The sequence below is a fragment of the Sinomonas halotolerans genome, from assembly GCF_039615075.1.
Lineage (GTDB): Bacteria > Actinomycetota > Actinomycetes > Actinomycetales > Micrococcaceae > Sinomonas > Sinomonas halotolerans.
This window is the reverse complement of sequence record NZ_JBDFRB010000013.1, coordinates 1-23,293: the sequence shown is the minus strand read 5'-3', so window position 1 is coordinate 23,293 and position 23,293 is coordinate 1. Positions and strand designations below refer to the sequence as shown.

Here is a 23,293-nt window from a genome sequence, read left to right as displayed (position 1 = left end):
CCTTTCCTGCACGGGCCTTTCCTCCACTGGGCCTTGCCGCGTCTCGGCGTTCCTGAACCGGCCCCGCCACGGTACCGCGCCACCCCTGCCCCGCACCAAGGGCGGATACCCACGGGTATCCAGAGCGCGGCCGATCTCGAGTGCGGGCGGGGTACCGTGGAGGCAGAGCTCTGCACACCGAGCTCCCGGACGAGGGGCGCCGTACCCGGAACGCGACAAGACGGCCCGTGGAGGTCACCATGTCCCTGTCCTGGATCATCCTCGTCCTCTCCGGCGTGCTCGAGGCCGTCTGGGCCACCGCCCTCGGCAGGTCCGAGGGGCTCACCCGGCTCGGGCCCACTGTGCTCTTCTTCGTCGCGATCGCCGGAAGCATGGCCGGGCTCGCGTACGCGATGCGCGAGCTGCCCATCGGGACGTCCTACGCAGTATGGGTGGGGATCGGCGCGGTCCTCACGATCGCCTACTCGATGGCCACCGGCAGCGAGTCCGTCTCGGCGCTCAAGCTCCTGTTCCTCGCCATGATCGTGGGCGGAGTGGTGGGCCTCAAGGCCATCCACTGAGGGCCGGGGCTCAGGAGTCCTCGGCGAGCGCGGGGTGGGGCACCACGACGTCGTCCGCGGCGCGGCCAGCTGCCGGGAAGAGCAGCAGGACGAGCCCGAGCGCCACCGCGACGCCCACGAGCTGCGCCCCGACGAAGCCGGGCACCGAGCCAGGCGCGATCCCCGCGAACGTGTCGCTGAACATGCGGCCGAACGTCACGGCCGGGTTGGCGAAGGACGTCGAGGAGGTGAACCAGCAGGCCGCCCCGATGTAGGCGCCCACCGCCGGGGCGGCGAGCAGGCCACGGGAGGTGCGCGCAAGGGCGAAGACCAGGAGGATGAGCCCCGCGGTGGCCACCACCTCTCCCACGAGGAGACCACCGCCGGCCCGCTCCGTGGCCGAGAAGGAGACCTCGACGTCGAACATCACGTTCGCCAGCACGCTGCCGCCGGCCGCCCCGGCGAGCTGGGCCGCGGAGTAGGCGCCGACCTCCGGCAGGGTCAGCCCGGCGCCGCTGCCGCGCCCGAGGAGCCAGTCCGCGAGCGAGACCGCCGGGTTGAAATGCGCCCCGCTCACCGGCCCGAGCACGAGGATCAGCACCGTGAGGCCGAACACCGTGGCGGTGGTGTTGTGGAACAGCTGCACGCCCGCGTCGGCTGGGGAGAGCTGCTCGGCGGCGATGCCGGATCCGACGACGACAGTCACGAGGAGGCCGGTGCCGAGGAGCTCGGCGAGGCAGCGGCGCCAGAGAGGCGGCTGGGAGGAAGTCATGGGCACAGCTTGACGCACGCGAATTACCTCAGTCAAACTTGAACCAATGACCATTGAGCAAACCTCCGCCTTCCGTCGGCGCCTCGCCAAGCACGCCGCGCTCGCGGACGCCGCGCGCCTGCGGATCGTGGACCTGCTGACCCTCGGCGACCTCTCCCCCACCGAGCTGCAGGCGGAGCTCGGGGTGCCCTCCAACCTCCTCTCGCACCACCTGCGCGCGCTCGAGGGGGCCGGCCTCATCGCGCGGCGCCGCTCGGAGGCGGACGGGAGGCGCAGCTACTTCCGCCTCGCGGACGGCGCGCTGGACGGGCTCGTGCCGGCTGGCCGCAGCACCGCGCGGCGCGTCCTGTTCGTCTGCACGGCCAATAGCGCGCGCTCCCAACTCGCGGCCGCGCTGTGGTCGCGGGCGAGCGCCGTCCCCTCCGCCTCGGCGGGCACCCACCCTGCCGCGCGGATCGCGGCGGGCGCGGTCGACGTCGCGCGCCTCCACGGCGTCGACCTCCCCGAAGCGGCGCCCCGGCAGCTCGAGCAGGTGGTGCGGGACGGGGACTTCGTCGTGACGGTCTGCGACAGCGCACACGAGGACCTCAGGGGCGCCGACGACGTCCACTGGTCCGTCCCCGACCCCGTGCGCCGGGGCACGCCGGAGGCGTTCGGGGCGGCCTTCGAGGAGATCGCCCGCCGCGTGGGAGAGCTCGCGCCGAGGGTCGCCGCCGCATGAGCGTCCGGGCGAGGATCCGGCCTGACGCGAATCGTTGACGCACGCCGCCGTGCCGCGATGGACTCGGAGGAGACAGCCCGCTCCACCTGCCGACCGCCACTGACCACGTACCGACCACAGCACCGAAACCACCACTCCAGGAGGAGCACCGTGACCACCGAGACCGCCAAGAAGCCTTCCGTCCTGTTCGTCTGCATCCACAACGCCGGCCGCTCCCAGATGGCCGCCGCGTTCCTCACCACCCTCGGCAGGGGCGAGATCGAGGTCCGCTCCGCCGGGTCGCAGCCCGCGGACAAGGTGAACCCCGCCGCCGTCGAGGCCATGGCGGAGCTCGGCATCGACATGTCCGCCGAGGTGCCCAAGGTCCTCACCACCGAGGCGGTCAAGGAGTCGGACGTCGTCATCACCATGGGCTGCGGCGACGAGTGCCCGTACTTCCCCGGCAAGCGCTACGAGGACTGGGTCCTCGAGGACCCGGCCGGCAAGGGCGTGGACTCCGTCCGCCCGATCCGCGACGAGATCCGCGGCCGGGTCGAGGCCCTCATCGCGGACCTCCTGCCGGCCCGCCACGCGGACGCGCAGTAGCATCGCCGGCAGCACGCCCACGAGCACGGCCCGACGAGGAGCGACAGAGGAGCACGCCATGAGCCACGGAACACCCACCGCCGAGCAGCTGATCATCATCGGGTCCGGCCCCGCCGGCTACACGGCTGCGGTGTACGCCGCCCGCGCAGGCCTCGCGCCCCTGGTCGTGGCCGGGTCGGTCACCGCCGGCGGCGCGCTCATGAACACCACCGAGGTGGAGAACTTCCCCGGCTTCCCGGCCGGCATCCAGGGGCCCGAGCTCATGGACGGCCTGCAGGAGCAGGCGGAGAAGTTCGGCGCGCAGATCGTGTTCGACGACGCCACGGAGGTTGACCTCAGGGGGCACCTCAAGCGCGTGGTCACCGGCGGCGGCGACGTGTACGAGGCTCCCGCCGTGATCCTCGCGACCGGCTCGGCCTACAAGGAGCTCGGCCTGGCCGAGGAGAAGGCGCTCAGCGGGCACGGCGTGTCCTGGTGCGCCACGTGCGACGGCTTCTTCTTCAAGGACCAGGACATCCTCGTGGTGGGCGGGGGCGACTCCGCGATGGAGGAGGCCACGTTCCTCACCAGGTTCGCGAGGTCCGTGACCGTGGTGGTGCGCCGCGACGAGCTCCGCGCCTCCCGGATCATGGCCCAGCGCGCCAAGGACAATCCCAAGATCGCGTTCGCGTGGAACTCGGCCGTCACGGCGATCCACGGCGAGGGGAAGGTCACGGGCGTCACGCTCACGGACACCCGCACGGGCCAGACCCGGGAGCAGTCCGCCACGGGCATCTTCGTGGCGATCGGCCACGTGCCGCGCACGGACCTCGTGGCCGGGCAGGTGGAGCTGGACGCCGAGGGGTACATCAGGGTGGACTCGCCCACGACGTGCACCAACCTCAGCGGGGTGTTCGCGTGCGGCGACGCGGTGGACCACCGCTACCGCCAGGCCATCACCGCCGCGGGCACCGGCTGCGCGGCGGCACTCGACGCCGAGCGGTACCTCGCGGCCCTCGAGGACGCGGACAGCATCGCGACCGCGCTCGTCGAGGAACCCACCCACTCCTAGGAAGGGCGCACCATGGACGAGCAGGCCCGTGCGGCAGCCGCCGAGCAGCAGCCAGGGCAGCAGCCCGAGCACCAGCCGGAGCACCAGCGCTCGCGGCACCCCGTCGTCGTGATCGGGGCCGGGCCCGTGGGGCTCGCCGCCGCCGTGCACCTGCTCCAGCGCGGCCTCGAGCCGCTCGTCCTGGAGGCGGGCCCCACGGCGGGCTCCGCCATCGGCCAGTGGCGCCACATCCGCCTCTTCTCCCCGTGGCGGTTCAATCTGGACCCCGCGGCGGTCCGCCTGCTCGAGGCCTCGGGCTGGGAGGCTCCGCGGCCCACCGCGCTGCCCTACGGCGGCGAGATCGTGGACCGCTACCTCGCGCCGCTGGCCGCGCTGCCCCAGATCGCGCCGCGCCTCCAGACGGGCGCGAGGGTCGTGGCCGTGACCCGGGCGGGGCTGGACAGGACGCACTCCCGGGACCGCGAGGGCACCCCGTTCAGCGTCCGCGCCCGGAACGCGGACGGCACCGTCCGGGAGGTCACGGCCGCGGCCGTCATCGACGCCTCGGGCACGTGGTCCACGCGCAACCCGCTGGGCACCTCGGGCCTGCCCGCCACGGGCGAGCCCGAAGCCGAGGCGAGGATCTCCGCCCCGCTGCCGGACGTCGTCGGCCGCGACCGTGCGCGCTTCGGGGGGCGCCGCGCGCTCGTGGTCGGCGCGGGGCACTCTGCCGCGAACACGCTCATCGCCCTCGCCGAGCTCGCCCGGGCCGAGCCGGAGACCCGGATCCTGTGGGCGGTGCGGGGCGCGTCCGCGCAGAAGGCGTACGGCGGGGGCGACGCCGACGGGCTGCCCGCGCGCGGACAGCTCGGCTCGCGCCTGCGCCGCCTCGTGGAGGCGGGGACGGTCGAGCTGCACACGGGGTTCGGGATCAGCTCGCTCAAGGCCCTCGACTCGCACGTGACGGTCGAGGCCGTGGACGGGCGGACACTGGAGGCGGACGTGGTGGTGCCGTGCACCGGGTTCCGGCCGGACCTGGGCATCCTGCGCGAGCTGCGCCTCGAGCTGGACCCCGCCGTGGAGGCGCCGCGGGAGCTCGGGCCGCTCATCGACCCGGAGTTCCACTCGTGCGGGACCGTTCCGCCGCACGGGGCGAGGCTGCTCGCGCATCCGGAGAAGGACTTCTACATCGTGGGCATGAAGTCCTACGGACGTGCGCCCACCTTCCTGCTGGCCACCGGGTACGAGCAGGTCCGCTCCGTGGCCGCCGCCCTGGCCGGGGACCGGGCCGCCGCGGACACCGTCCAGCTCGAACTGCCCGAGACCGGGGTGTGCTCGACCGACGTGGGCACGGGCTGCGACGCCCCGGAACCCGCCGCCCAAGACTGCTGTGCAACGGAAGGAATCCCCTCATGACCAGTCCCGCCGCGCCCGAGGGCCGCAGGCCCGCCGTCCTGTTCGTGTGCAGCAAGAACGGCGGGAAGTCCCAGCTCGCCGCGGGGCTCATGCGCCAGCTCGCGGGCGGGAGCGTGGACGTCTTCTCGGCCGGGACCAAGCCCGGCAAGGAGCTCAACCCGCTCGCCGTCGAGTCCCTCGAGGAGCTCGGCGTCGACGTTGCGGGCGAGTATCCCAAGCCCGTCGCGGACGAGGTCGTGGAGAAGGTGGACGTCGTCGTCGTGCTGGGCACGGAGGCGAGGCTCGAGCCGCGCGAGGGCACCGCGTTCGAGGTGTGGGAGACGGACGAGCCCTCCGAGCGCGGGATCGAGGGCATGGAGCGCATGCGCCTCGTGCGGGATGACATCAAGGCCCGCGTGGAGAGGCTCTACGCGGAGCTCACCTCCGCTTAGCACTCCGCGCGCTCCGCGGGCGCGTTCCGTCCGGGAGCGTGCCGGTCGGGGAGCGTGCAGGTCCGGGCGCGTGCAGGCTTCCCCAGAAGCAGTGCCGACACGCCGGGCGGCTGGCCTCCCCGCGGCGTGTCAGCCGGGCACGGCTTCCGTTGGTGGGGAAACCTGCACACGGGACCCCGGGCCTCTGAGAGGTGACCCCGCATCCGGGGGAGGTGACCCCGCATCCGGGAGAGGTGACCCCGCATCCGGGAGAGGTGACCCCGCACCATGGAGAGGTGGGCCCGGGCTGCGGCGGGCTTCCGTTCCGAGCACGACGCCGTTGACCGCCTCCGCGAGCCGGCCCACCTGGGCGGCGGTGAGGCCCGCGAGGTTCACCCGCCCACCCGGGGTGCCGTATACGGCGTGCTCGCGGCTCAGGTGGGACATGGCCTCGGGCCCGAGCGGCAGGGTCGAGAACATCCCGCGGTGCGCGCGCAGGGCCTGCCACTGCGGCAGCCCGGCCAGCCGCGGGTCGAGGGCGTCGAGGAACCCGGCCCGGAGCGAGTCGATCCGCGAGCGCATCGCGTCCAGCTCCGTCCGCCAGTCGGCCAGCAGCGCCGGGTCCCCGAGGACCTCGGTCACGATCGCTGCGCCGTGGTGCGGCGGCTGGGAGTACTCGGCGCGGGCGAGGGCCTCGAGCGTGCCGCGCACGGCGCCCGCGTGGCCCGGCTCGGAGAGGACGATCGCCGCCCCCACCCTCTCGTTGTACAGCCCGAACGCCTTGGACCCGCTCACGGCGATGAGCGCCTCCGGCACGCGGGCGGCGAGGTGCCGGGTCCCGGCGAGGTCCTCGTCCAGCCCCCGGCCCAGCCCGTAGTAGGCAAGGTCCACGAACGGCACCACGCCGGCGGCCAGCACGGCCTCCGTGATGGCCACCCACCCCTCCGCGTCCAGGTCCGTCCCGGTGGGGTTGTGGCAGCACCCGTGCAGCAGGAGCACGTCCCCGGGGCGGGCGCCGGCCACGGCGTCGAGGACCGCCTGCACGGACGCCCGTCCGCGCCCTGCGGGTCCCGCGTCCAGATGCGGGAATGCCGCAACCTCGAGCCCGGCGGCGCGCAGCACGGGGACGTGGTTGACGTAGGTCGGGGTGCCGACCAGGACGCGCGCCCCGGGCCGGGTCCGCGCCACCAGCCCGGCGAGCACGTGGAGGGCGCCGGTGCCCGCGACGGTCTGCACCGTCGTCCTGCGCCCCTCCCCCGCCCCGGCGAGGACGAGCCGCTCCACCGCCTCCGCGAAGGCCGGGCAGCCGGAGAGGCCCACGTACTCCTTGGATGGCGCGCGGTGGGCCAGACGGCGCTCGGCCTCGGCCACGGCGCGCATCACCGGGGTCGCGCCGGCCTCGTCGCGGTACACCCCCACCACGAGGTCGAGGCGCCCGGGCCGCGGGTCAGCCCGGTAGGCGAGGGCCTGCGCCCACAGCGGGTCCGGGCTCGGGGACGGCAGGGACGCGAACATGGTGCTCCTGAGGGGTTGGCGGGGCTGGTTGCGGCTGTCCGGCCGGCACCGCGGCCGGTGGGGTGGTGGCGCGCACGACGCCGGCCACCACGAGGGCGGTGCCCACCGCGCCGGCGGCGGTGGCCGGCTCGGCGAAGAGCGGCACGGCGAGCAGGACGGTGAGGACAGGGCTCGTGGCGCCGAAGGCGGCCGCGCGCTGGGGGCCGAGGCTGCGGATCGCCGCCGCATAGGCGAGGGCCGCCACGACTCCGACGCCGAGGCCCTGCACGCCGGCGAACACGGCGAGCTCGCCGAGGGGAGCGTGGGGCAGGCCGCTCGGCCACAGGCCCGTGGACTGCCCGAGGACCAGGGCGAGGACGGAGAGGACTGCGGAGGGGACGCACAGCACGAGGGTCGCGGCGAGCGGGGTGAGCCCGGCGCGCCTGATCCCCGTGGTGTAGAGGGCCCAGAAGAGCCCGGCGAGGACCAGGACCGCGCACGCCCCTGCGCCCGGGGCTCCCGCGGGCCCGCCGCCGGCCGGCGCAGCGAGGGCCAGCACCGCGACGCCCGCCAGCACCGCGGCGAGGCCGGCGGCAGCGCGGCCCGTGGGGCGCACGCCCCAGCAGGTCCACGCGAGGACGGCGACGAAGAGCGGGGTCGCGCCTGGGATCACGACCCCCACGAGCCCCGCGCTGCCGAGGGCCCCTCCCCACGAGGCGAGGAGGAAGAACGGCAGGCCCGCGCCCGAGGCGATGAGGACGAGGGCGAGCTTCCCGCCGGGGCGGGCGGCGGCGTCGTGCGCCTCCCGGACGGCGCGCGGAAGCCACGGCGCGAGGACGAGGACCGGGAGGGCGAAGCGGATGAGCGCCACGTCCACGGGGGTGAGGCCGGAGAGGGCGATGCCGCGCATGCTGAGCGCGAAGCCGGCCCACATGAGCACGGTCAGCGCGATCGCTGCGTAGCCGCCGGCCGGGGATCTCGTCATGGTCCGAGCGTAGGAGCAGGGGCCCGGCACGCGATTGCGAATTCGGGTGCGAAGCGGGCCTGTGTTGGCAGAATCTGCTAAGAATGGCGGATGGACGCCATCGACCACCGGATCATCGCCGAACTGCGCAAGGACGGGCGGCTCACCAACCAGGACCTCGCGGACAGGGTAGGGCTCTCGCCCTCGCCGTGCCTGCGCCGAGTGCGCCGGCTCGAGGCGGAGGGGATCATCTCCGGCTACACCGCGCGCGTGGACCTGCGGAAGTACGGGCTGCCGGTGGCCGCGTACGTGCGGCTGCGGCTCAGCAAGCACGGGGACACGCGGGGCATCGAGGAGCGGCTCGCGGGGATCGACCAGGTGCAGGAGTGCTACCTCATGGCCGGCGACCACGACTTCCTGCTGCGCGTGGCCGTGGACAGCATCGACGGGTACGAGCGGTTCCTGCGCGAGCACCTCCACGGGATCGCGGACGTGAGCTCGATCGAGACGAACTTCGTGATGAGCACCGTGAAGGAGACCGGGCCGCTGCCGCGGTGAAGAGGTGAGTGGCAGACTGGCGCCATGTCCACCGAGGCCCTTGCCCGCGGAAGAAGCGACGCCCACCGGGCCGGACTGGCGGCGTCGTGAAGCAGATGAGACTCCGGTACGCCGGGACATGCCGAGCGTGCGGCGCCTCCCTTCCCGCGCGGGCACCCGCCTTCTACGAGGGCGAGACCAAGACCGTGCTGTGCCTCGAATGCGGACGCGGCGCCAGCGAATCCGCCGTTCCCGCCGTTGAGAGGCCGCCTGAGGGCGTGCCGTCCGCCGCGGCGGGAGCGGCTGGCGCGTCCGCCCGGCGCGAATACGAGCGCCGCAGGGTCAAAGACGAGGAACGGCTCCGCGAGAAGTGGGGCCGCCTCGGCGGTCTGGCCGTAGCGCTCTCAGACGAGCGGCAGAGCACCGCGGCCTGGGAGCGTGGTGCGGTCGGCGAGGAACGCCTCGGGTCCCGTCTCGACTCACTCGCCGGGGACGGGGTAGCCCTCCTCCACGACAGGCGTATCCCCGGTTCGAAGGCCAACATCGACCACATCGCCGTCACGCCTGCCGGGATCTGGGTGATCGACGCCAAGCGGTACAAGGGCCGTCCACAGCTGCAGATTGAAGGCGGGATCTTCCGGCCGCGCGTGGAGAAGCTGGTCGTGGGATGCCGGGACTCCACCAAGCTCGTTGACGGGGTGCTCAAGCAGGTGGACGCGGTGCGGGAGGCCGTGGAAGACGTGCCGGTGATGGGCGTGCTGTGCTTCGTCGAGGCGGACTGGCCGCTGATCGGCGGCTCCTTCTCGACCCGCGGGGTCCACGTTCTCTGGCCGAAGCGGCTGGTCAGGCTCCTGGCGCAGCAGGACGAGGGCGACGTCGACGTCCCCGCAATCCGGGAGGCCATCGCCGGCCGGTTCCGACCGGCGTGAGGGGAGGCCCGAGCGTCAGCCCAGCAGCTCCGCCGTGATCCGCTCCCCTTCCGCCTCGAGCCACGCGACGCGGCGGCGGATCTGGTCCCCCACGCCGTCCTCCCACATGCGCCGCCACCCGCTGCCGGCCGTCTCGGCCCGTTCGCGCATGAGGTGCCAGGACCGCTCGGCCCGGCGGATCGCCGTCGGCACGAACTGGGCCCGTCCGGCGTCGTCGAGGCCGTAGGCGTCGGCGGCGAGGCGGATGCGCACGACGGCGTCGGCGCGCCTCAGCGCGGGGCTGCGGTCCCGCTGGGGTGCGAGGGGCGCCCAGTGGAGGCAGAGGTTGGTGACCTCGTCGAGGCGCGTGGCGGGCTTGGCGAGGTCGAAGTCGATGAGGCCCGCGGCTTCCCCGCCGCGGAACACGGTGTTCTCGGGCGTGATATCCATGTGCCCGATCAGTTCCGCGGGCGCGTCCGGCGCCGGCGGCATGCCGGGCAGCTCGGGCGGGGCGACGGCGGCGAGCATGGCGGGCGACGGCGTGAAGCCCACCATGGCGTCGTCGAGCCGCCGGAGCAGGCGGGCCGTGGATGCGAGGCGACCGGGATCGGTGAGCCATGCCGGGTGTGGCCTGCCGGGCACCTCGCCCTCGAGGAAGGTGAGGACCTCGCGGCCCTTCTCGTCGATGCCCAGGAACCGCGGGGCGCCGTCGAACCCCTGCGCCTCGAGGTGCTGGAGCACAGCGTGCACGAGTGGCGAGTGCGGGCCCGTAGGCCGCCGCACGGTGTCCCCCACCCGCACGACGCCTTCTGTGACGTCGCCGCCGGGAAGTGGGATCTCGGGGTGGCCGGTCATATCAGCGAAAATCGCGGACTACACCGTCGGTCAATCGGCTCAAGAATGCGCATCGAGCCACTCCGAAATGCTCCAGACTTGGCTCCGCCACTCGTCAGGATAGGCGGAATGCAGCTGGGCGGGGGCCACAATCCGACAGCCCGCCCTCTCGAGCATTCGGTGCGTCGAATCGCCAAGACCAGGCTGCAGCGTCACAAGGAACCGTGGCATCGTCCCGAGTCTAAGATGGGCAAGCGTCGCCGCGTCGAGCAACGGCCGCACCTCCGTGTGCTGCCACACGCCTGACCTGTCGCGAAGCAGGACTCCTCCTTCGTCCCGGCTAAGCGCATCCTTGTGCGCCAGCCCAGCTCGCACAATCTCGCCTACCAGGAGGTCCCTGAGAATTCGGACCTGATGGACTTGGAACCTTCCGCCAAGTGCCCGTGCTTCATGGAACAGTTCAAGCGGACCCTTGGCGGGGCCCGGCCCCTCTTCCTTCAGACGCTCCGCAAAAGCGAGCTCATGCTCCCGGAAGTCGCGGTCGAAGCATGCTCCAACTCGATTGTCCGGCGAGTCCGCCGTATCGACGCAGCCACTGACTTCCATGCGCAGCCCAAGTGACATCCCCAGCGCATCGATGGCAGATGCGGCTCCACTCGGCAGGCTTAAGCCATGGGCCGCTTGGTGACTTAGCGAGCCGCCCTCCATTGCGTCCCTCGGTTGATTGAATGCCCATGACAGCAACCGTGCCGGAGCCGACCCCTGGCGGGCGATCGCAACCGAGACTTGGAGGTGGTGCCGAGCCGGGCTGTGGTGGCGCAATAGCAACAAGATATCCCCGGGATTCGCACGACTTACGATCCCATCAATTTCAGGCCGATAATAAAGCCTGAACTCCGGCGCACGCCTTGGATTGTTCACGCGCGCGTTGTACCAAGTCATCCATGTCTCAGCGCTCGATGTAGCCCGGTTGAAGTCATCGTGGTCCAACTCGACAACCCTCGCCCACACGTCGGTTTTTCCCACCGGCTCGCCGAGGACCCGCCGGAACCCTGCAGCCCCATTGAACTCATGCTGATTCGACTTGAAATGATTGATGTCTACTGGGGCAAGAACTTTCAGCGCATACATGACGTCCCCCGATCGGCGTTTTCTACGCCGCGCCGTCAATGCGGCCAGAATAGCGCCTTCGCCGCAGCTCAGCGATGTGAGGAGCCATAATCCTTGCAAGCTCAGCGAACACTGGCGCCACAACGCTGTTGCCGAACTGCCGATAAGCTTGAGTGTCGCTCACGGGGATTACGAAGGAATCAGGAAAGCCCATGAGCCTCGCACACTCCCTAGGCGTCAGTCGCCGCGGACGGGAGTCTTCCTGCGCGACCAGGATTTCGGAACCGTCTTTGTAGTAGCGTGCCGACAGCGTGCGCGTGCGTGATTCCGGCGTTACGAGACCGTAGCCGAAGCCATTGCCGGCCTTGCGGTGCTTCACGGCGTAGGCTTGGAGGTAGTTCCAGAGGTTCTCTGACAGGGTGTAGCGCTCGTGGACACGTCCCCTGCCGAAGTCGAAGTACTTCTCGCCGTCGTGGTCGAGGAAAGGCTCCGAGCCGTCGCACTTGTGGAGTATTGACTCCAGTCGGTGAGAAGTACGTTCCGGAAGCTCCATGCTGTCGAGGCTGAAGTCAACTTCCTCCGCAAAGCCGACGATCACAATTCGCTCACGGTGCTGCGGCGTGAAATGCCCGCCGTCTACGATCTTCGCCTGAACCTTGTACCCGAGCTCATTTTCGAGCACATCCATGATGACCTTGAAGGTCCGGCCTTGATCGTGCGAACGGAGATTCTTGACGTTCTCTAGGACGAACGCCGACGGCCGGCGAGCAGCCAGAATCTCCTTAATCTCAAAGAACAGCGTCCCTTGGGTCGGGTCTTCGAAACCGTGCGGGCGCCCGAGAGAGTTCTTCTTGCTTACTCCCGCGATGGAGAATGGCTGACACGGAAATCCTGCGAGCAGGAGGTCATGGTTCGGAACGTCCGCGACGCGGCCCACGATGTCGCCAATGAACTTATGGTTCATTCCAAAGTTCACGCTATAGGTCCGCTGCGAATAGGAGTTCCACTCGGACGTCAGCACGCAGAGACCGCCTGCGGCGTCAAACCCCTGCCGGATGCCGCCGATCCCCGCAAACAGATCAATGAACGTGAAGTCGCCTTGCTCTGGAGCCGGCCGCTTGGCCAGCAGGGCTCCCAAAGCACCCTGCAGGTACGGCGGCGGCGTCGTCTCACCGGAGAGCCATCTTGCAATGGTGCGCCCGTCGACACCCAAAGCCGCGGCCAACTCCCTTCGTGTGAAGCGAACCAGGGCGTGCTCAAGCCCGAGGGAGGGCGTGGGGGAACTCATGCTGCCATCCTGTCATGAAAGTGTCCCGGCGAACTTGCACCGCAGCGGCGTTCCAAGAACTCCATCACAGCTGGAACGTCTCGAATCCGCGCGAGTTCGCAGCCTCCACGATCGCGCACAGACGTGCGGCCTGCCGGTCGCTGGGGATTCCCATGCCGTTGGTGACTAGCTTGAGGATGCTCAGGTCCTTCTCAGCGACGAGGCGATTGGCCAGCCCAAAGTCCCGCAGCTCTGCCCAGTGTGCCGCTGGCACGTCCATGACCTTCACCACTTTGTCGATGCCATTGTCGATCTTCTGATTGTCCTTGGCCTGCCGCTTGGCGGTGGCCACTGCGACGGGGTCCGCAAGCCCAGCAGCCGCCGTGACCGGGATCTCCACCCGCAAAGCGCGGACGCGATTCCAGCACTCCGGCTTCTTCGCCCACTCCGTGACGTTCTGCACGGCTCTCGTGTCTGAAGTCAGAACTGCCTGGACCTCCTGAGCGATGTCGAGAGCGAAGGCGAGGAGCGAGGGCTGGACCTTCTGCTCACGCCAGATCCGCTCGAAGTCGAGCACCCTCCCCCGGGCCGACTGGGCGACGACATTGGCAATCTTCGCAACCGTGTAGGCGACAATGTTTGCGAGATACCCCTTCTCATACCACTCCGCCTTGCCGACAGCCGACCTGATATCTTCAAAGAGAATGCCCTTTGCGATGGCCTCTTTGAAGTACGCCTCGTTGAACGAATCCGGGTCTTTTTCCCACGTTTTTTCAACGTGGTTAGCGAATGCGGCAAAGTTCTTCTGGGCACCAAGGCTCACGACATGCGGCTGCTGCTCCCACGCCATCGTGTACTTCGCGAGCGACGGCTTATCGATCCGCTGTCTCTTCGGGTACTCCTTCTCAAATCGAGCGCTTGCACTCCCTGCCCGGAGGCTCTTCTCGTTCTCGTACTGCCCCTTGGTCCGCTCGTAATACCACTTGGTATTCAGTGTCGAGCCTAGCGCCGCAGGCACAAGCACCCGCCTGGACAGGGATTCGATACGCTGATGGAACTCATGGTTGGAGAAGAAGTCTGATGCGCTCACCGCGTTCTGGCTATTGGCATACTGGGAGATCTTCGGAACGAGCTCGGGATCTGTCGTGGTGTCCAGAACGACCAGCTTCATCTGAACGAAGGCAGCATCTAGGTTTGCATCCCTGCTGTCGCGTCCTACGAAGAACAGGGAAGCAGTGGTCTGACCGCCGTTGACGATCTGTAGATCTCGGATTCTGGCGATGGAACCGTCCGGCGTCGTCTCGACTGAGGCCGCGGTCGCAGTGATCCCGTTATTGTAGGCCAAGAACCGAGAAGGCTTCGCGATGATCGTGTCCTTGATTCCGCGGTTGACCTTTCCCCGGTTGCTCAAGTACGAACGCACGTTGCTCTCTAGGAGCCGGCTGCCATACCTGCCATACAGTCCCGCAACCAAAGACCCAGGCATGCAGGCTAGATAGACAGAAAAGTCCTCCGACGCGCCGTGGCGCACAGCAAGGGCGGGAATCCCCTTGTCAGCCCATTCGGTGATATCAATGTCGAGCGGTTCGTGATCGCTGGACGACAGGCTCAGCTGGAGGAGCCTCTCGATATCCCAGATGTGGAAGTCGACCGGAACGCCGCCAACAGAAACCGAGGGAAGTTCCTTGAGCCGGTCAGAAGCGCGCCCGTCGGTGATGAAGAAGAGACGGTAGCGCGAGACCACGGAACCGCGATCCCGAAGGTCCGATGCGAGCTGGTAAGCCGGGTCGCTGTGTTCGCGTCCTTCAAGGAAGGATCCGTCGACCGCGTCCTCAAGGTAGGACTGGAGCGATTTGAGCTGAGCCTTGATCTCTGGCACGCCTACCGACTCGACGTAGCCGCCGCCGTTGAAGAGGGAAACCACCAGCGCGACGCTGGCGTCTTGATTGTCTAGGTCATAGCCGTTGACTCTCAGCGTCCGCCGGCGTTTGCCTGTCCCCTCGAAGTCAAGGACTTCGAGGGATTCGAATTCTCCCGCTTCTGCGAGACGCTCCCCGACCGTGCGCGTGAAGGCCGACTGCATGTAGTCGCCCTCAGCATCCGCGCGAAGACCGACTTCGGCCAGGAGCGATTGATGGAACTCGCGGACATCCATTCTATTCTCCCCCAAGGATGATCTTCGGGACGGCTTGGGTCTCGTCCACTCGGAACGGCTCGATCGCGTCCCACTCAATGTTGTACTTCACCCGTCCGACACCCTTGGGAAGGTCGCCGGGAAGGATCCTTGGAAAACCCGGCCGGATGTCGAAGTAGGACAAAGAATCGAGGCGCAGATATACGGACCTGTAGTAGTCGTCCGAGACGTCATATCGCAGCTCGCTGAGCGCGTCGTCGAAGGACTGGATGTCGGACGACGATGACAGGATTTCCGACCGGATAGCTTCGACGACCGCACCCAGCGATTCGAAACCAGGCTCTGCCACCTTCGCGTCGGAGACCGCAGCACAAACGAGCGCGCCCCCCTCGGCCAGCTGGTACTCGTTGGCGATCGTCACGGATCGGGCTGTGGGGTGAACGCTCTTCACCTCAAACCGATCATTGCCAATCTGGAAGTCCTGGTCGGCGCCAAAGGGCCCCTCCCATGCATCGAGGGCGGTCGAGAGCCCCACAGCGGGGGCGAGGACTCGGAACCCAAACACCAGCTCTGCGTAGAGGCCTCGGCATCCTTCAAGCCCCAGCCGGTTCTGGTTCGAGGAGCGAAACAGTTCCCTCCATGTGGCGAGACAAGCGAGTGCCGCGTCGGTGCCCTTGCGTGCGGATGTCGCCCGCGCGACGGTTTCATAGACGTGACCACACAAACGCCCGAAGACATCGGTGAACTGGGCATCGTCGAGAGTGAGCAGAAGCATCCACGAGCCGTCGGACCGGCGGCCGTTCTCGACCGTGACGACACGTGAAAGGTCAGGGCGTCCCACCGGGTACGGCGAGATCATGCCGAACTGGAGTCTTCCATAGTGATCGCAGCCGTACACGAGGCGGGTTGCCGTTTCTGGGTCCAGCTCTCTCAGGCCGACCAATCCGTTCCTGACCGAATCGAGCCAGGCTTCGACCGTCCAAGTGCTCGTCACGCGAAGTCCTCGTATTCGATGGTCCACTGGCGCTGCGCCACCGTATTGATCAGATAGACAGCCTTACCGTTCCCCGATTTGATGTCCCGCGGATCTGACGGGAGGGCGACCTTCAGCGCAACTAGGTGCTGACCGCGGAATTCTTCGGGGAGATATTCCTCTCCCTCGAAGCTGGTGGCCGTTGGGTTTAGCACGTAGATCATCAACTTTGCGCGTGTGAGGTAGGGGTAGATGGCGTGCTCCGGCACGGAAACCTTGCCCTCATCAGCGACTTCCGGGTGGCGGTTCACATAGTCCTCGACGATCTTCGTCTGCGTCTCGCTGTCAAGGAGCCTGGCTAAGTCGTCGGGGCCCGCCAGCCGGGACCGCTTGCCGCTGACCCAGAGAGCGGCTTGGCGCGCCTCCCCTCGTCGGCTCTCCGTCTCACGCCTTGAAACTGAACGACGCGTCTCGCGAACTTCGAGGCTCTCACCGAGCGGCACCGGCTCCGCAGTGGGCGCCCCGTTCATGAACACGACATCCCACGTATCGAACCGCTCGCCGGCACTGGCCTTGGCCATGTCCGCGAGGACTTTGACGTCAAAGCGGGACTCGACGGGAGGAAGTGAGAAGCTGCGCAGGAAATCTGCAATGGCTTCCTTCGGCACGCTCTCGAAGAGCGGGTACTCACGGGGAGTCAGACCTCTCGTGACCTTGCCAGAGGCCACGTGAGCGGCCAATGAATCGGCAAAATTGCTCGTCAGCTTGAAGTTTTCTTCGGCGATAGCCAGATTATTAGCGAGCTTCGTCGATTCAAGCATCTGGCCCAAAAGATTGACGCTCTTCGGAGCCGAGATCGCACTCTTCTGCTTGTTCCGAGCGGTGATCAAAAGCGCTTCGGGATGCTTCCTCACCGCCAAGCCGAAGTCTTGTGGCGTCATATTGTACTTCTTCATGTTGGCCAGATCGTTGCGGAGCTCCATGACCGCGCTGCCCACAAACCGATAGTCATCCGCCATCGATTCTCCGATCCACAGGTGGCACAGGTCGCGGTAGCCATCGCGGTACCCGAACCAGCGGGCCATCTGCATCATCGTGTCCGCTGCTGCCACGCGCCTATGGAAGTAGCTAACAACCAGCCCGTCGAGAGTCAGTCCCCGGCTCAGGAGGTCGCCTCCGATGGCGATCTGTCGGGTGGGCACGGAGTCTTCGTAGAGTTCGTCCTCCCCGTCCTTGTCGATGCGGGAGTTATAGACCTTCGGTCGCATCGAGGCCACGGCGCCGGGCAGGGCCGCGAGCACGGCGGGCCACGTCACCGACGTATGGGCGAAGCGCCGCACGAACGTATCGTGCAGCTCGTCCAGGGTGCTGCTGCCCTCACCACGTGCATAGGCCTCGCTGTGCAGGTCGATAGCCATCTTGTAGCGTTCGAAGATCTCAAGTACCTGGTCGAAGATCCGCCCTTGGACGTCCACGAATCTCGAGGCGTTGATGAGCATAGAGCGCCGTCTGGGCGCCTTGACTCGGAGGTCCATGATTGCATTGGCGATGATGAAGGTCCGGATGGCGTCCCTCAGCGATTCCGGCACGAGGCCGGGCTTCTGGTCTTTACGGTGCTTGACCGGTATCCACTTTTCCGCGTCGGTGAGCGAGACAAGGCCCTGCGGACCAGCTTCCCCCGGCAGGCCGAAGATACTGAAGATTCCTGAGTAGTTGGTCGGTGCCTCGAGCGGGTAGACGTAGTCCTCAGGGAAGAGATCCGGATACGCCGTTCCGTCCTCGGGGTCGAAGACCTTCTCGGCTTCGTGGTCGATGAAGATGTTGGCGAACGGTGTAGCCGTGATGGCCACGTAGGACGACCTGTTGAAGCGGGCCAGGATCCGCCGGATCGCTCCGTTGATCGCGGTCGGGTCGTCCTCGTTTCCGGTATTGACGGACGCGTAGTCGGATTCGTCATCCAGCACGAGCACAGGAAGGTCGATCTTTCCGTGCACGTTTGCGTTCGCTGCGGCCCACCCTTCCACCGCCCGGAGGACATGCAGATTCTTCTTGATCACGAAGACCACCGGCTGGGTCGACTCGGCACTTGGCAGCGGTGCGCTCACGGCCTTCTTGCTGTGTTGGAGGTAGTCCATCGGGACTGTCGTCATGCTCAGGACGTCTGACACACCGTCGTTCCCGATACCCACGCCCACTCGGTTGTCGCGATGGACGAGGACCTGGTTCGGCAGATCGACCAGGCTGGTGTCGCGTCCGATAAAGCCTGCGTCAACTCGCTCGTGCGTCTGACGCCGCAGGTACTCCGTGTTCCCTGACAGCACGATGATGAGCCGGTATCCAGCATCGGCCGCCTTGTTCATGATGCCGATGAAGTTCTGCGTCTTTCCGGATTGGACATCTCCGATGATGAGGCCGCGGCGGTTCCATCGGCCCGGGTTCTTGGGATCACCGATGAGGTCCAGGATGTCGTCGGTGAACTTGTCGAGGCTGAGCAGCACTTTGGGGGAGATGCCGTTCTTTGACAGCATCCTCCGGTAGGCGTACCAGCGTCGCCACGTGATCGACGGCTTCGCCTTCTCCAGCCACGGCTTGTGATCCTTCACAAGAGGCCCACCAGGGGGAGGTATATCGGCGCCGATGTGGGCGACAATAGTCCTGAGAAGTTCGTCGAGCTGCTCGGCAGTCGCTCCCGGGGCAAGAATCGACGACAAGACGTCCATGTGGCCTCGGACGTCATCCTCGCTGACATCTCGTCTCGTCTCGCCGGTCTCGGGGTCCCTAAGGCGCCCGATGATCGCGCCCTCCAGGGTATTCAGGTCAAGACGCTGGTTCTCGTCGATGAGGTTCATTCGGCCACAATCCTTTCAAGCAGCGCACGACCGGCGCTATCACCGACGAATGGTTCAGACGAGGCCATCAGATCAACGAACTCGTCCGCAGAGATTCGGCCCCGATAGGCCTCCCAAAGCCTTCGGCCGTGGCGCTCAAGCTCGCTTGATACGCCGCCCGCGGGTTGATGCTTCTCGTCCTGACCGATGCGGTTGTAGACGTCGTCGACTGGGAAGTTGCTCTCGACCAGTTCAAGGACCGTCTCCACCGCCTCGAGCTGTTCCGCGTCCAACGTTGCAGCGAGGGCTTCCAGCGCCGGGTGGGTCCGATTGATCTCGTATCGGAAGACGTCCCTGTCGGCGATGACGTCCCATAGATGCCGCGTGGTGTCGACGCGGGCACTTCGTCCTCGGTAGGTGTGGACCCGCCGGCTCGGCGCCACGATGCGGTCCGCGAACCCCTTGAGACGATTCCGGATCGCTGGCGGAGGCATGGCCTGGGACTTCTTGATATCCAAGTGCCACAGATGATCCAAGGTGTTCGGGATATCGACGCGTACCCGTGCCAGCTTTCCGAGCTCCTGCTTCGGCGACACGCGGAACCACGTGCCCCAGATGACGAGGCGAAGGGCTCGGTAAACGTAGAAGCCCTGACTGTCCCTCAGCGTGCCGCCTACTTGGGCCCTTCTGCGGTCCGCCTCCGACAAGTGGGCAATATGGGGAAGGGTAAAGGGACGGACCTCGATGACTGAGCCTTCGATCGGGATTCGCTCTACCGGTCCCTTCTGAGTGGCGGTGTGCTGGGAGAGTAGGGGGTCGGCTCCAGCGATCGGCCGGTAGTTGACACTGATAGTCAGCTTTGCGCCGTGCTCTCCAGCGAGGAAACGGTGGAAGACAAGACCTAGATGCTCCCTCGCAAGCTTCATGCGCTCGTCAATTGTTTGGGACACATCAGTGGTAGCCGAGGTGAGCCGATCCAGGTTGGTCCAAAGGACCATGGTGCCGCTCTCGTGCTTGTCGAGCACGTGCATCCCGGGCAAACCGGCGATTTCATCCCGATCGAGCTCTTGGAGACTCCAAGACCCAGTGCTCACGAGATAGTCAAGGTCCCAGCGGAATCCGTGCACGCTGTCGCCCCGCTTGGAAATGAGCGTCACGCGGCGACATTGTGAAATCGAGGCGGTCTTGAGCCCCAGCCCGAACCGGCCGAGGTCTCGAGGATCGCGTTCCCCCGTCGAGCTCACACCGGCGAGGCGCATTGCGTTCTGCGCCTCGCCTCGGGACATCCCGACGCCATCATCGACAATGGCTATGTAAGGATCATCTTCCGGGGAGAACAGGACGTCGATTGCACCCGCCCGCGCGGTGATTGAGTTGTCCACGAGATCCGCAATTGCGGTCTCCAAGTTGTACCCAACAGCCCTCATTGACTCCATCAGATGTGGATCCGGGACGAGTTGGATGTCGTGAGACAAAAGGACCCCCGTGGTCATTCGAAGCCGCACCCCTTGCGGCGTGAACAAGCCTATAACCCGAGGCCGACAATCTTCGATCCCCTACATCCCGTGAGCAAGGCGCCAACCGCCGAGCACCTGCAGCCATGGGGGCAATGAGGGCATCCAAACGTTTTTAGCCTCCGCACCGAGCGTAGCCTCGTCCCCATGAACCCCTCCCCCTCCCCCACCCTGGCCATCGCCGGCGTGACCGGCACGGTGGGCGGGCACGTCGCCCACCTGCTGTCCGAGGCGGGCCTGCCGCTCACCCTCCTGGCGCGCAGGCCGGCGAAGGCGCCTGAGCTGCCCCACGCCGTCGTGCCCCCGGCCGACTACGGCGAACGCGCCCTGTGCGAGCAGGCCCCGCGCGGGGTGGAGGTCCTCTTCGTGGTCTCCGGGCGCCGCGACGTCGAACGCCTCACCGGCCGCCGCCCGCGCACTCTGGAGGAGGTGCTCAGGAAGTAGCGAACGTGCCCTCCCACCGCCGCGCGGGCAGGCGTACCCTAGGCGCACGGCGGTGGAAGGAGAGCCATGACACGGTTCCTCATCACGTACCACGGGATGGCGTATCCGAACACCGAGTACGCCGTCGCAAGCCGCAGGGTCCTGCGCGAGTGGGCCAACCGGAAGCTCGGGGACGCCCTCGTGGACTTCGGCGCGCCCCTGCTCCTGGCAGGGCAGCTCTCCGACGGGCCGCCCTTCGACTCCGTGGAGATCAGCGGCTACACGATCATCCAGGCCAGCTCGCTCTCCGAGGCACGTGAGCTGCTCGCAGACCACCCCTACCTGGCCCGCGGGGCCACCCTCCAGATCGACGAGTGCATGGAAGTCGACGCCTGAGGCACGAGAGAGGAACCACCATGAAGAAGGCAGTGATCGCCAGTATTGCCGCAGCAGTCCTGGGGCTCGCCCCCCTGATACTGGCGCCTGCCGCTGGTGCCGCGGACCCGCCGCCGCACGTGGAGGGGCAGATCCTGGTCAAGTTCCACGACGACCGTGCCTCTGCCGGAGTCCTGAAGGCCTACGGGCTCGCCAACGGTCCCGGCGTCGGCAGCACGGGGGCGCGCCTCATCAGCGTCCCCGAGGGCAACGAGCAGCGCCTCGCCACCGCGCTCGGCCACAACCCGGCGGTCGAGTACGCCGAGCTGGACGGCATCGCGACAGCACTGAGCGACGACTTCTACTTCCCCCGGCAGTACGCCCTGGAGAACACGGGCCAGTCCTTCACCAACACGAGCGGCAGCGTCACGGTGCCCGCTGGCACGGCGGACGCCGACATCGACGCCCCCGAGGCCTGGACCGTCACCACCGGCGGCGGGACGAAGGTCGCGGTGCTGGACACCGGCGTCGACGACGACCACCCGGACATCACGCCCAAGGTGGTGGGCAGCGCCAACTTCAGCGGGACCGCGAGCAACGACGACTTCTACGGCCACGGCACCCACGTGGCGGGCATCATCGCGGCTACGGCCAACAACTCGATCGGTGTGGCGGGCGTGTGCCCCTCCTGCACCATCCTGGACGTCAAGGTGCTGAACGACAGCGGGTCCGGCTCCTTCTCGGCCATCGCTGCGGGCATCGACTGGGCGGTGGGGCAGAAGGCGAAGGTCATCAACATGAGCCTCGGCAGCCGGTTCTCGTCCACCACGCTCGAGACCGCCGTCAAGAAGGCCTGGGCTGCCGGCGTCGTCATCGTCGCGGCCGCGGGGAACACCGGCGCGCAGGGCAAGGTCTACCCCGGCGCCTACACCAACGTCATCGCGGTCGCGGCCACGGACAACAACGACGAGAAGGCATCCTTCTCGACCTACAGCGCCAAGTGGGTGGACGTCGCGGCGCCGGGGGCCAGCATCTACTCGACGCTCCCGAACCACCCGTTCGCCATGGAGTCCAACGGCCGGTCCAAGGACTACGACATCGCGAGCGGCACCTCGATGGCCTCGCCCGTGGTCGCCGGCACGGTGGCGCTGGCCTGGAGCGTCCGCCCCAGCGCCAACAACTCCACGGTCCGCTCCGTCGTGGAAGCGACGGCAGACCCGATCTCCGGCACGGGCAGCTACTGGATCCACGGCCGCGTGAACGCGTACGCGGCCGTGAAGTAGGAGGGCAACCACAGGAACGGGCCGGGCGGAGAATGCTCCGCCCGGCCCGTCTGCCGTCTGGCCGTCCGCCGTCCGCCCGTCCGGGGCCTAGCTGTACCCGGCCATCAGGTTGGTTGCAGTCGGCTGGTCGGGGGCTTGCCTCCGAGTGCGCTGTGGCTACGTTGAGTGTTGTAGTGCTCGAGCCAGGGTGCAAGTGCTTCGGTGCGTTGGTCGTTGCTGGTGAAGGGCTGGCGGTAGGCCCACTCGGTCTGCAGGGTGCGGTTGAGACGTTCCACCTTGCCGTTCTGCCAGGGGCAGTGGGGCCGGATGAACTTCTGGCGGATGCCATGCCTGGCGCAGACCTCGCCCAGGGAGTACCGGTAGGCGAAGGCGTTGTCGGTCATGAGCCGCTCGATGCGGGCGATCCCGTGGGCGGCGAAGTAGGCGACCGCCCGGTCGAGGAAGCCGGCACAGGTGGTGCCCTTCTCGTCCGGGAGGATCTCGGAGTAGGCCAGCCGGGAGAAGTCGTCCACGAGCGAGTGCACGTAGTCGAAGCCGATCGGGCCCTTCTTGTGCTTGTGGGCCACGGTCGCTTCCCTGCCGAGGGCGCGCCAGCCTCCTCCGTCCGGGATCCGGCCGAGCTTCTTCACGTCCATGTGGACCAGCTCGCCGGGCCGTTTGCGTTCGTAGCGCACGGCTGTGGCCTTGCTGGAGCGGATCAGCTCTCCGCTCATCGGGTCGAGCGCTGCCAGGGGCGGCAGGCCGTTGCGGGCCAGGAACCGCGAGACCGTCCGGGGCGGCACCTCGAGCTGGGCCCCGATCCAAGCGGGCCCACGCCGTTCGCTCTGGCGCAGGTCGATGATCCGCTGCTCGAGCTCGGCGCTGGTCTTTCTCGGGCAGCTGTGCGGACGGGAGGAGCGGTCGTGGAGGCCGTCCTCGCCCTCCTCGGCGTAGCGGTCGATCCAAGTCTTCACGCACTTGCGCGAGATGCCCATCGCCGAGGCGAGGTGGGCCTGCTTCCACCCCTCGAGATGGCGGCGGACGATCAGCAGGCGGCCATGGAAGGTCAGGCGGGCGTTACCGTGGGACAAGAGAGCCTCCGGGGTCAGGTGAAAGCCTTCGACAAGCCACACCCCACCCGGAGGCTCTCCCTACGTCAACACGACTCGCCTGCCACCAACGTCATGACCCGGTACA

At 67.7% G+C, this 23,293-nt stretch carries 22 protein-coding genes and 1 riboswitch; of the genes, 11 read left to right on the top strand and 11 right to left on the bottom strand.

The features are described 5' to 3' along the window. Positions 1 to 162 precede the first annotated feature (162 nt). Positions 163 to 230: riboswitch (guanidine-III (ykkC-III) riboswitch) on the top strand. 15 nt (positions 231 to 245) lie between these two features. Then, on the top strand, positions 246 to 560 hold the full coding sequence (locus tag ABCQ75_RS13010) for a DMT family transporter (protein ID WP_345885929.1): 315 nt from the start codon (positions 246 to 248) through the stop codon (positions 558 to 560). A 10-nt stretch (positions 561 to 570) separates the two neighbouring features. Here the strand turns inward: ABCQ75_RS13010 and ABCQ75_RS13005 are convergent, their stop codons facing one another. Continuing rightward, positions 571 to 1,311, bottom strand: a complete 741-nt coding sequence (locus tag ABCQ75_RS13005) for an aquaporin (RefSeq protein ID WP_345885824.1) — start codon at positions 1,309 to 1,311, stop codon at positions 571 to 573. 46 nt (positions 1,312 to 1,357) lie between these two features. Here ABCQ75_RS13005 and ABCQ75_RS13000 point away from each other — a divergent pair, with 46 nt between their 5' ends. The 5 genes from ABCQ75_RS13000 to ABCQ75_RS12980 all read left to right on the top strand — a co-directional run bounded on the left by ABCQ75_RS13000 (position 1,358) and on the right by ABCQ75_RS12980 (position 5,494). Continuing rightward, on the top strand, positions 1,358 to 2,032 hold the full coding sequence (locus ABCQ75_RS13000; protein WP_345885822.1) for a metalloregulator ArsR/SmtB family transcription factor: 675 nt from the start codon (positions 1,358 to 1,360) through the stop codon (positions 2,030 to 2,032). Between the two features lie 150 nt (positions 2,033 to 2,182). Continuing rightward, on the top strand, positions 2,183 to 2,617 hold the full coding sequence (locus tag ABCQ75_RS12995; protein WP_345885820.1) for an arsenate reductase ArsC: 435 nt from the start codon (positions 2,183 to 2,185) through the stop codon (positions 2,615 to 2,617). A 58-nt stretch (positions 2,618 to 2,675) separates the two neighbouring features. After that, positions 2,676 to 3,668 carry a thioredoxin-disulfide reductase gene (trxB, locus tag ABCQ75_RS12990; RefSeq protein ID WP_345885819.1) on the top strand — a complete coding sequence of 331 codons (993 nt, stop codon included), beginning with the start codon at positions 2,676 to 2,678 and terminating at the stop codon, positions 3,666 to 3,668. 12 nt (positions 3,669 to 3,680) lie between these two features. Next, the gene (locus ABCQ75_RS12985) at positions 3,681 to 5,063 is read left to right on the top strand and encodes an FAD-dependent oxidoreductase (RefSeq protein ID WP_345885816.1); all 1,383 of its coding nucleotides are present in this window, start codon (positions 3,681 to 3,683) and stop codon (positions 5,061 to 5,063) included. Further along, on the top strand, positions 5,060 to 5,494 hold the full coding sequence (locus ABCQ75_RS12980) for an arsenate-mycothiol transferase ArsC (protein WP_345885815.1): 435 nt from the start codon (positions 5,060 to 5,062) through the stop codon (positions 5,492 to 5,494). The genes ABCQ75_RS12985 and ABCQ75_RS12980 overlap by 4 nt, the downstream gene beginning before the upstream one ends. 129 nt (positions 5,495 to 5,623) lie before the next feature. On the opposite strand, the gene ABCQ75_RS12975 is transcribed toward ABCQ75_RS12980, so the two are convergent. After that, the gene (locus ABCQ75_RS12975; protein WP_345885813.1) at positions 5,624 to 6,988 is read right to left on the bottom strand and encodes an aromatic amino acid transaminase; all 1,365 of its coding nucleotides are present in this window, start codon (positions 6,986 to 6,988) and stop codon (positions 5,624 to 5,626) included. Continuing rightward, positions 6,921 to 7,952, bottom strand: coding sequence for an EamA family transporter (locus tag ABCQ75_RS12970; protein WP_345885809.1), 1,032 nt, complete (start codon positions 7,950 to 7,952; stop codon positions 6,921 to 6,923). Before ABCQ75_RS12970 ends, ABCQ75_RS12975 begins: the two co-directional genes overlap by 68 nt. Positions 7,953 to 8,042: 90 nt before the next feature. Between ABCQ75_RS12970 and ABCQ75_RS12965 the strand changes: the two genes are divergently transcribed. Continuing rightward, a complete protein-coding gene (locus ABCQ75_RS12965) occupies positions 8,043 to 8,489 on the top strand; it encodes an Lrp/AsnC family transcriptional regulator (protein WP_345885807.1) in 447 nt (148 codons plus the stop codon). A 95-nt stretch (positions 8,490 to 8,584) separates the two neighbouring features. Then, positions 8,585 to 9,397, top strand: a complete 813-nt coding sequence (locus tag ABCQ75_RS12960) for a nuclease-related domain-containing protein (RefSeq protein ID WP_345885928.1) — start codon at positions 8,585 to 8,587, stop codon at positions 9,395 to 9,397. Positions 9,398 to 9,412: 15 nt separating this feature from the next. Here the strand turns inward: ABCQ75_RS12960 and ABCQ75_RS12955 are convergent, their stop codons facing one another. The 7 genes from ABCQ75_RS12955 to ABCQ75_RS12925 form a co-directional block, all read right to left on the bottom strand. After that, complete coding sequence (locus tag ABCQ75_RS12955; RefSeq protein ID WP_345885806.1) at positions 9,413 to 10,231, bottom strand: phosphotransferase; 819 nt, start codon at positions 10,229 to 10,231, stop codon at positions 9,413 to 9,415. A 39-nt stretch (positions 10,232 to 10,270) separates the two neighbouring features. Further along, positions 10,271 to 11,341 (bottom strand): hypothetical protein, encoded by a 1,071-nt coding sequence (locus ABCQ75_RS12950; protein ID WP_345885805.1) that lies wholly within the window; start codon positions 11,339 to 11,341, stop codon positions 10,271 to 10,273. Positions 11,342 to 11,363: 22 nt separating this feature from the next. Beyond that, complete coding sequence (gene dcm / locus ABCQ75_RS12945; RefSeq protein ID WP_345885803.1) at positions 11,364 to 12,608, bottom strand: DNA (cytosine-5-)-methyltransferase; 1,245 nt, start codon at positions 12,606 to 12,608, stop codon at positions 11,364 to 11,366. Between the two features lie 64 nt (positions 12,609 to 12,672). After that, the gene (locus tag ABCQ75_RS12940; protein ID WP_345885801.1) at positions 12,673 to 14,742 is read right to left on the bottom strand and encodes an AIPR family protein; all 2,070 of its coding nucleotides are present in this window, start codon (positions 14,740 to 14,742) and stop codon (positions 12,673 to 12,675) included. 1 nt (position 14,743) lies between these two features. Beyond that, positions 14,744 to 15,715 carry a PD-(D/E)XK motif protein gene (locus tag ABCQ75_RS12935; protein ID WP_345885799.1) on the bottom strand — a complete coding sequence of 324 codons (972 nt, stop codon included), beginning with the start codon at positions 15,713 to 15,715 and terminating at the stop codon, positions 14,744 to 14,746. After that, positions 15,712 to 18,543, bottom strand: coding sequence for a Z1 domain-containing protein (locus ABCQ75_RS12930; protein ID WP_345885798.1), 2,832 nt, complete (start codon positions 18,541 to 18,543; stop codon positions 15,712 to 15,714). Before ABCQ75_RS12930 ends, ABCQ75_RS12935 begins: the two co-directional genes overlap by 4 nt. Next, positions 18,540 to 20,015, bottom strand: a complete 1,476-nt coding sequence (locus ABCQ75_RS12925) for an ATP-binding protein (RefSeq protein WP_345885797.1) — start codon at positions 20,013 to 20,015, stop codon at positions 18,540 to 18,542. Before ABCQ75_RS12925 ends, ABCQ75_RS12930 begins: the two co-directional genes overlap by 4 nt. 168 nt (positions 20,016 to 20,183) lie before the next feature. Here ABCQ75_RS12925 and ABCQ75_RS12920 point away from each other — a divergent pair, with 168 nt between their 5' ends. From ABCQ75_RS12920 to ABCQ75_RS12910, 3 genes are all read left to right on the top strand, one after another. Further along, a complete protein-coding gene (locus ABCQ75_RS12920) occupies positions 20,184 to 20,480 on the top strand; it encodes an NAD(P)H-binding protein (RefSeq protein WP_345885795.1) in 297 nt (98 codons plus the stop codon). A 66-nt stretch (positions 20,481 to 20,546) separates the two neighbouring features. Next, positions 20,547 to 20,855, top strand: a complete 309-nt coding sequence (locus tag ABCQ75_RS12915; protein WP_345885794.1) for a hypothetical protein — start codon at positions 20,547 to 20,549, stop codon at positions 20,853 to 20,855. A 20-nt stretch (positions 20,856 to 20,875) separates the two neighbouring features. Then, positions 20,876 to 22,117, top strand: coding sequence for a S8 family serine peptidase (locus ABCQ75_RS12910; RefSeq protein WP_345885793.1), 1,242 nt, complete (start codon positions 20,876 to 20,878; stop codon positions 22,115 to 22,117). 104 nt (positions 22,118 to 22,221) lie between these two features. Here ABCQ75_RS12910 and ABCQ75_RS12905 read toward each other — a convergent pair whose 3' ends face one another. Beyond that, positions 22,222 to 23,187: an IS481 family transposase gene (locus tag ABCQ75_RS12905; RefSeq protein ID WP_345883225.1), complete on the bottom strand. Its 966-nt coding sequence runs from the start codon at positions 23,185 to 23,187 to the stop codon at positions 22,222 to 22,224. Positions 23,188 to 23,293 lie beyond the last annotated feature (106 nt).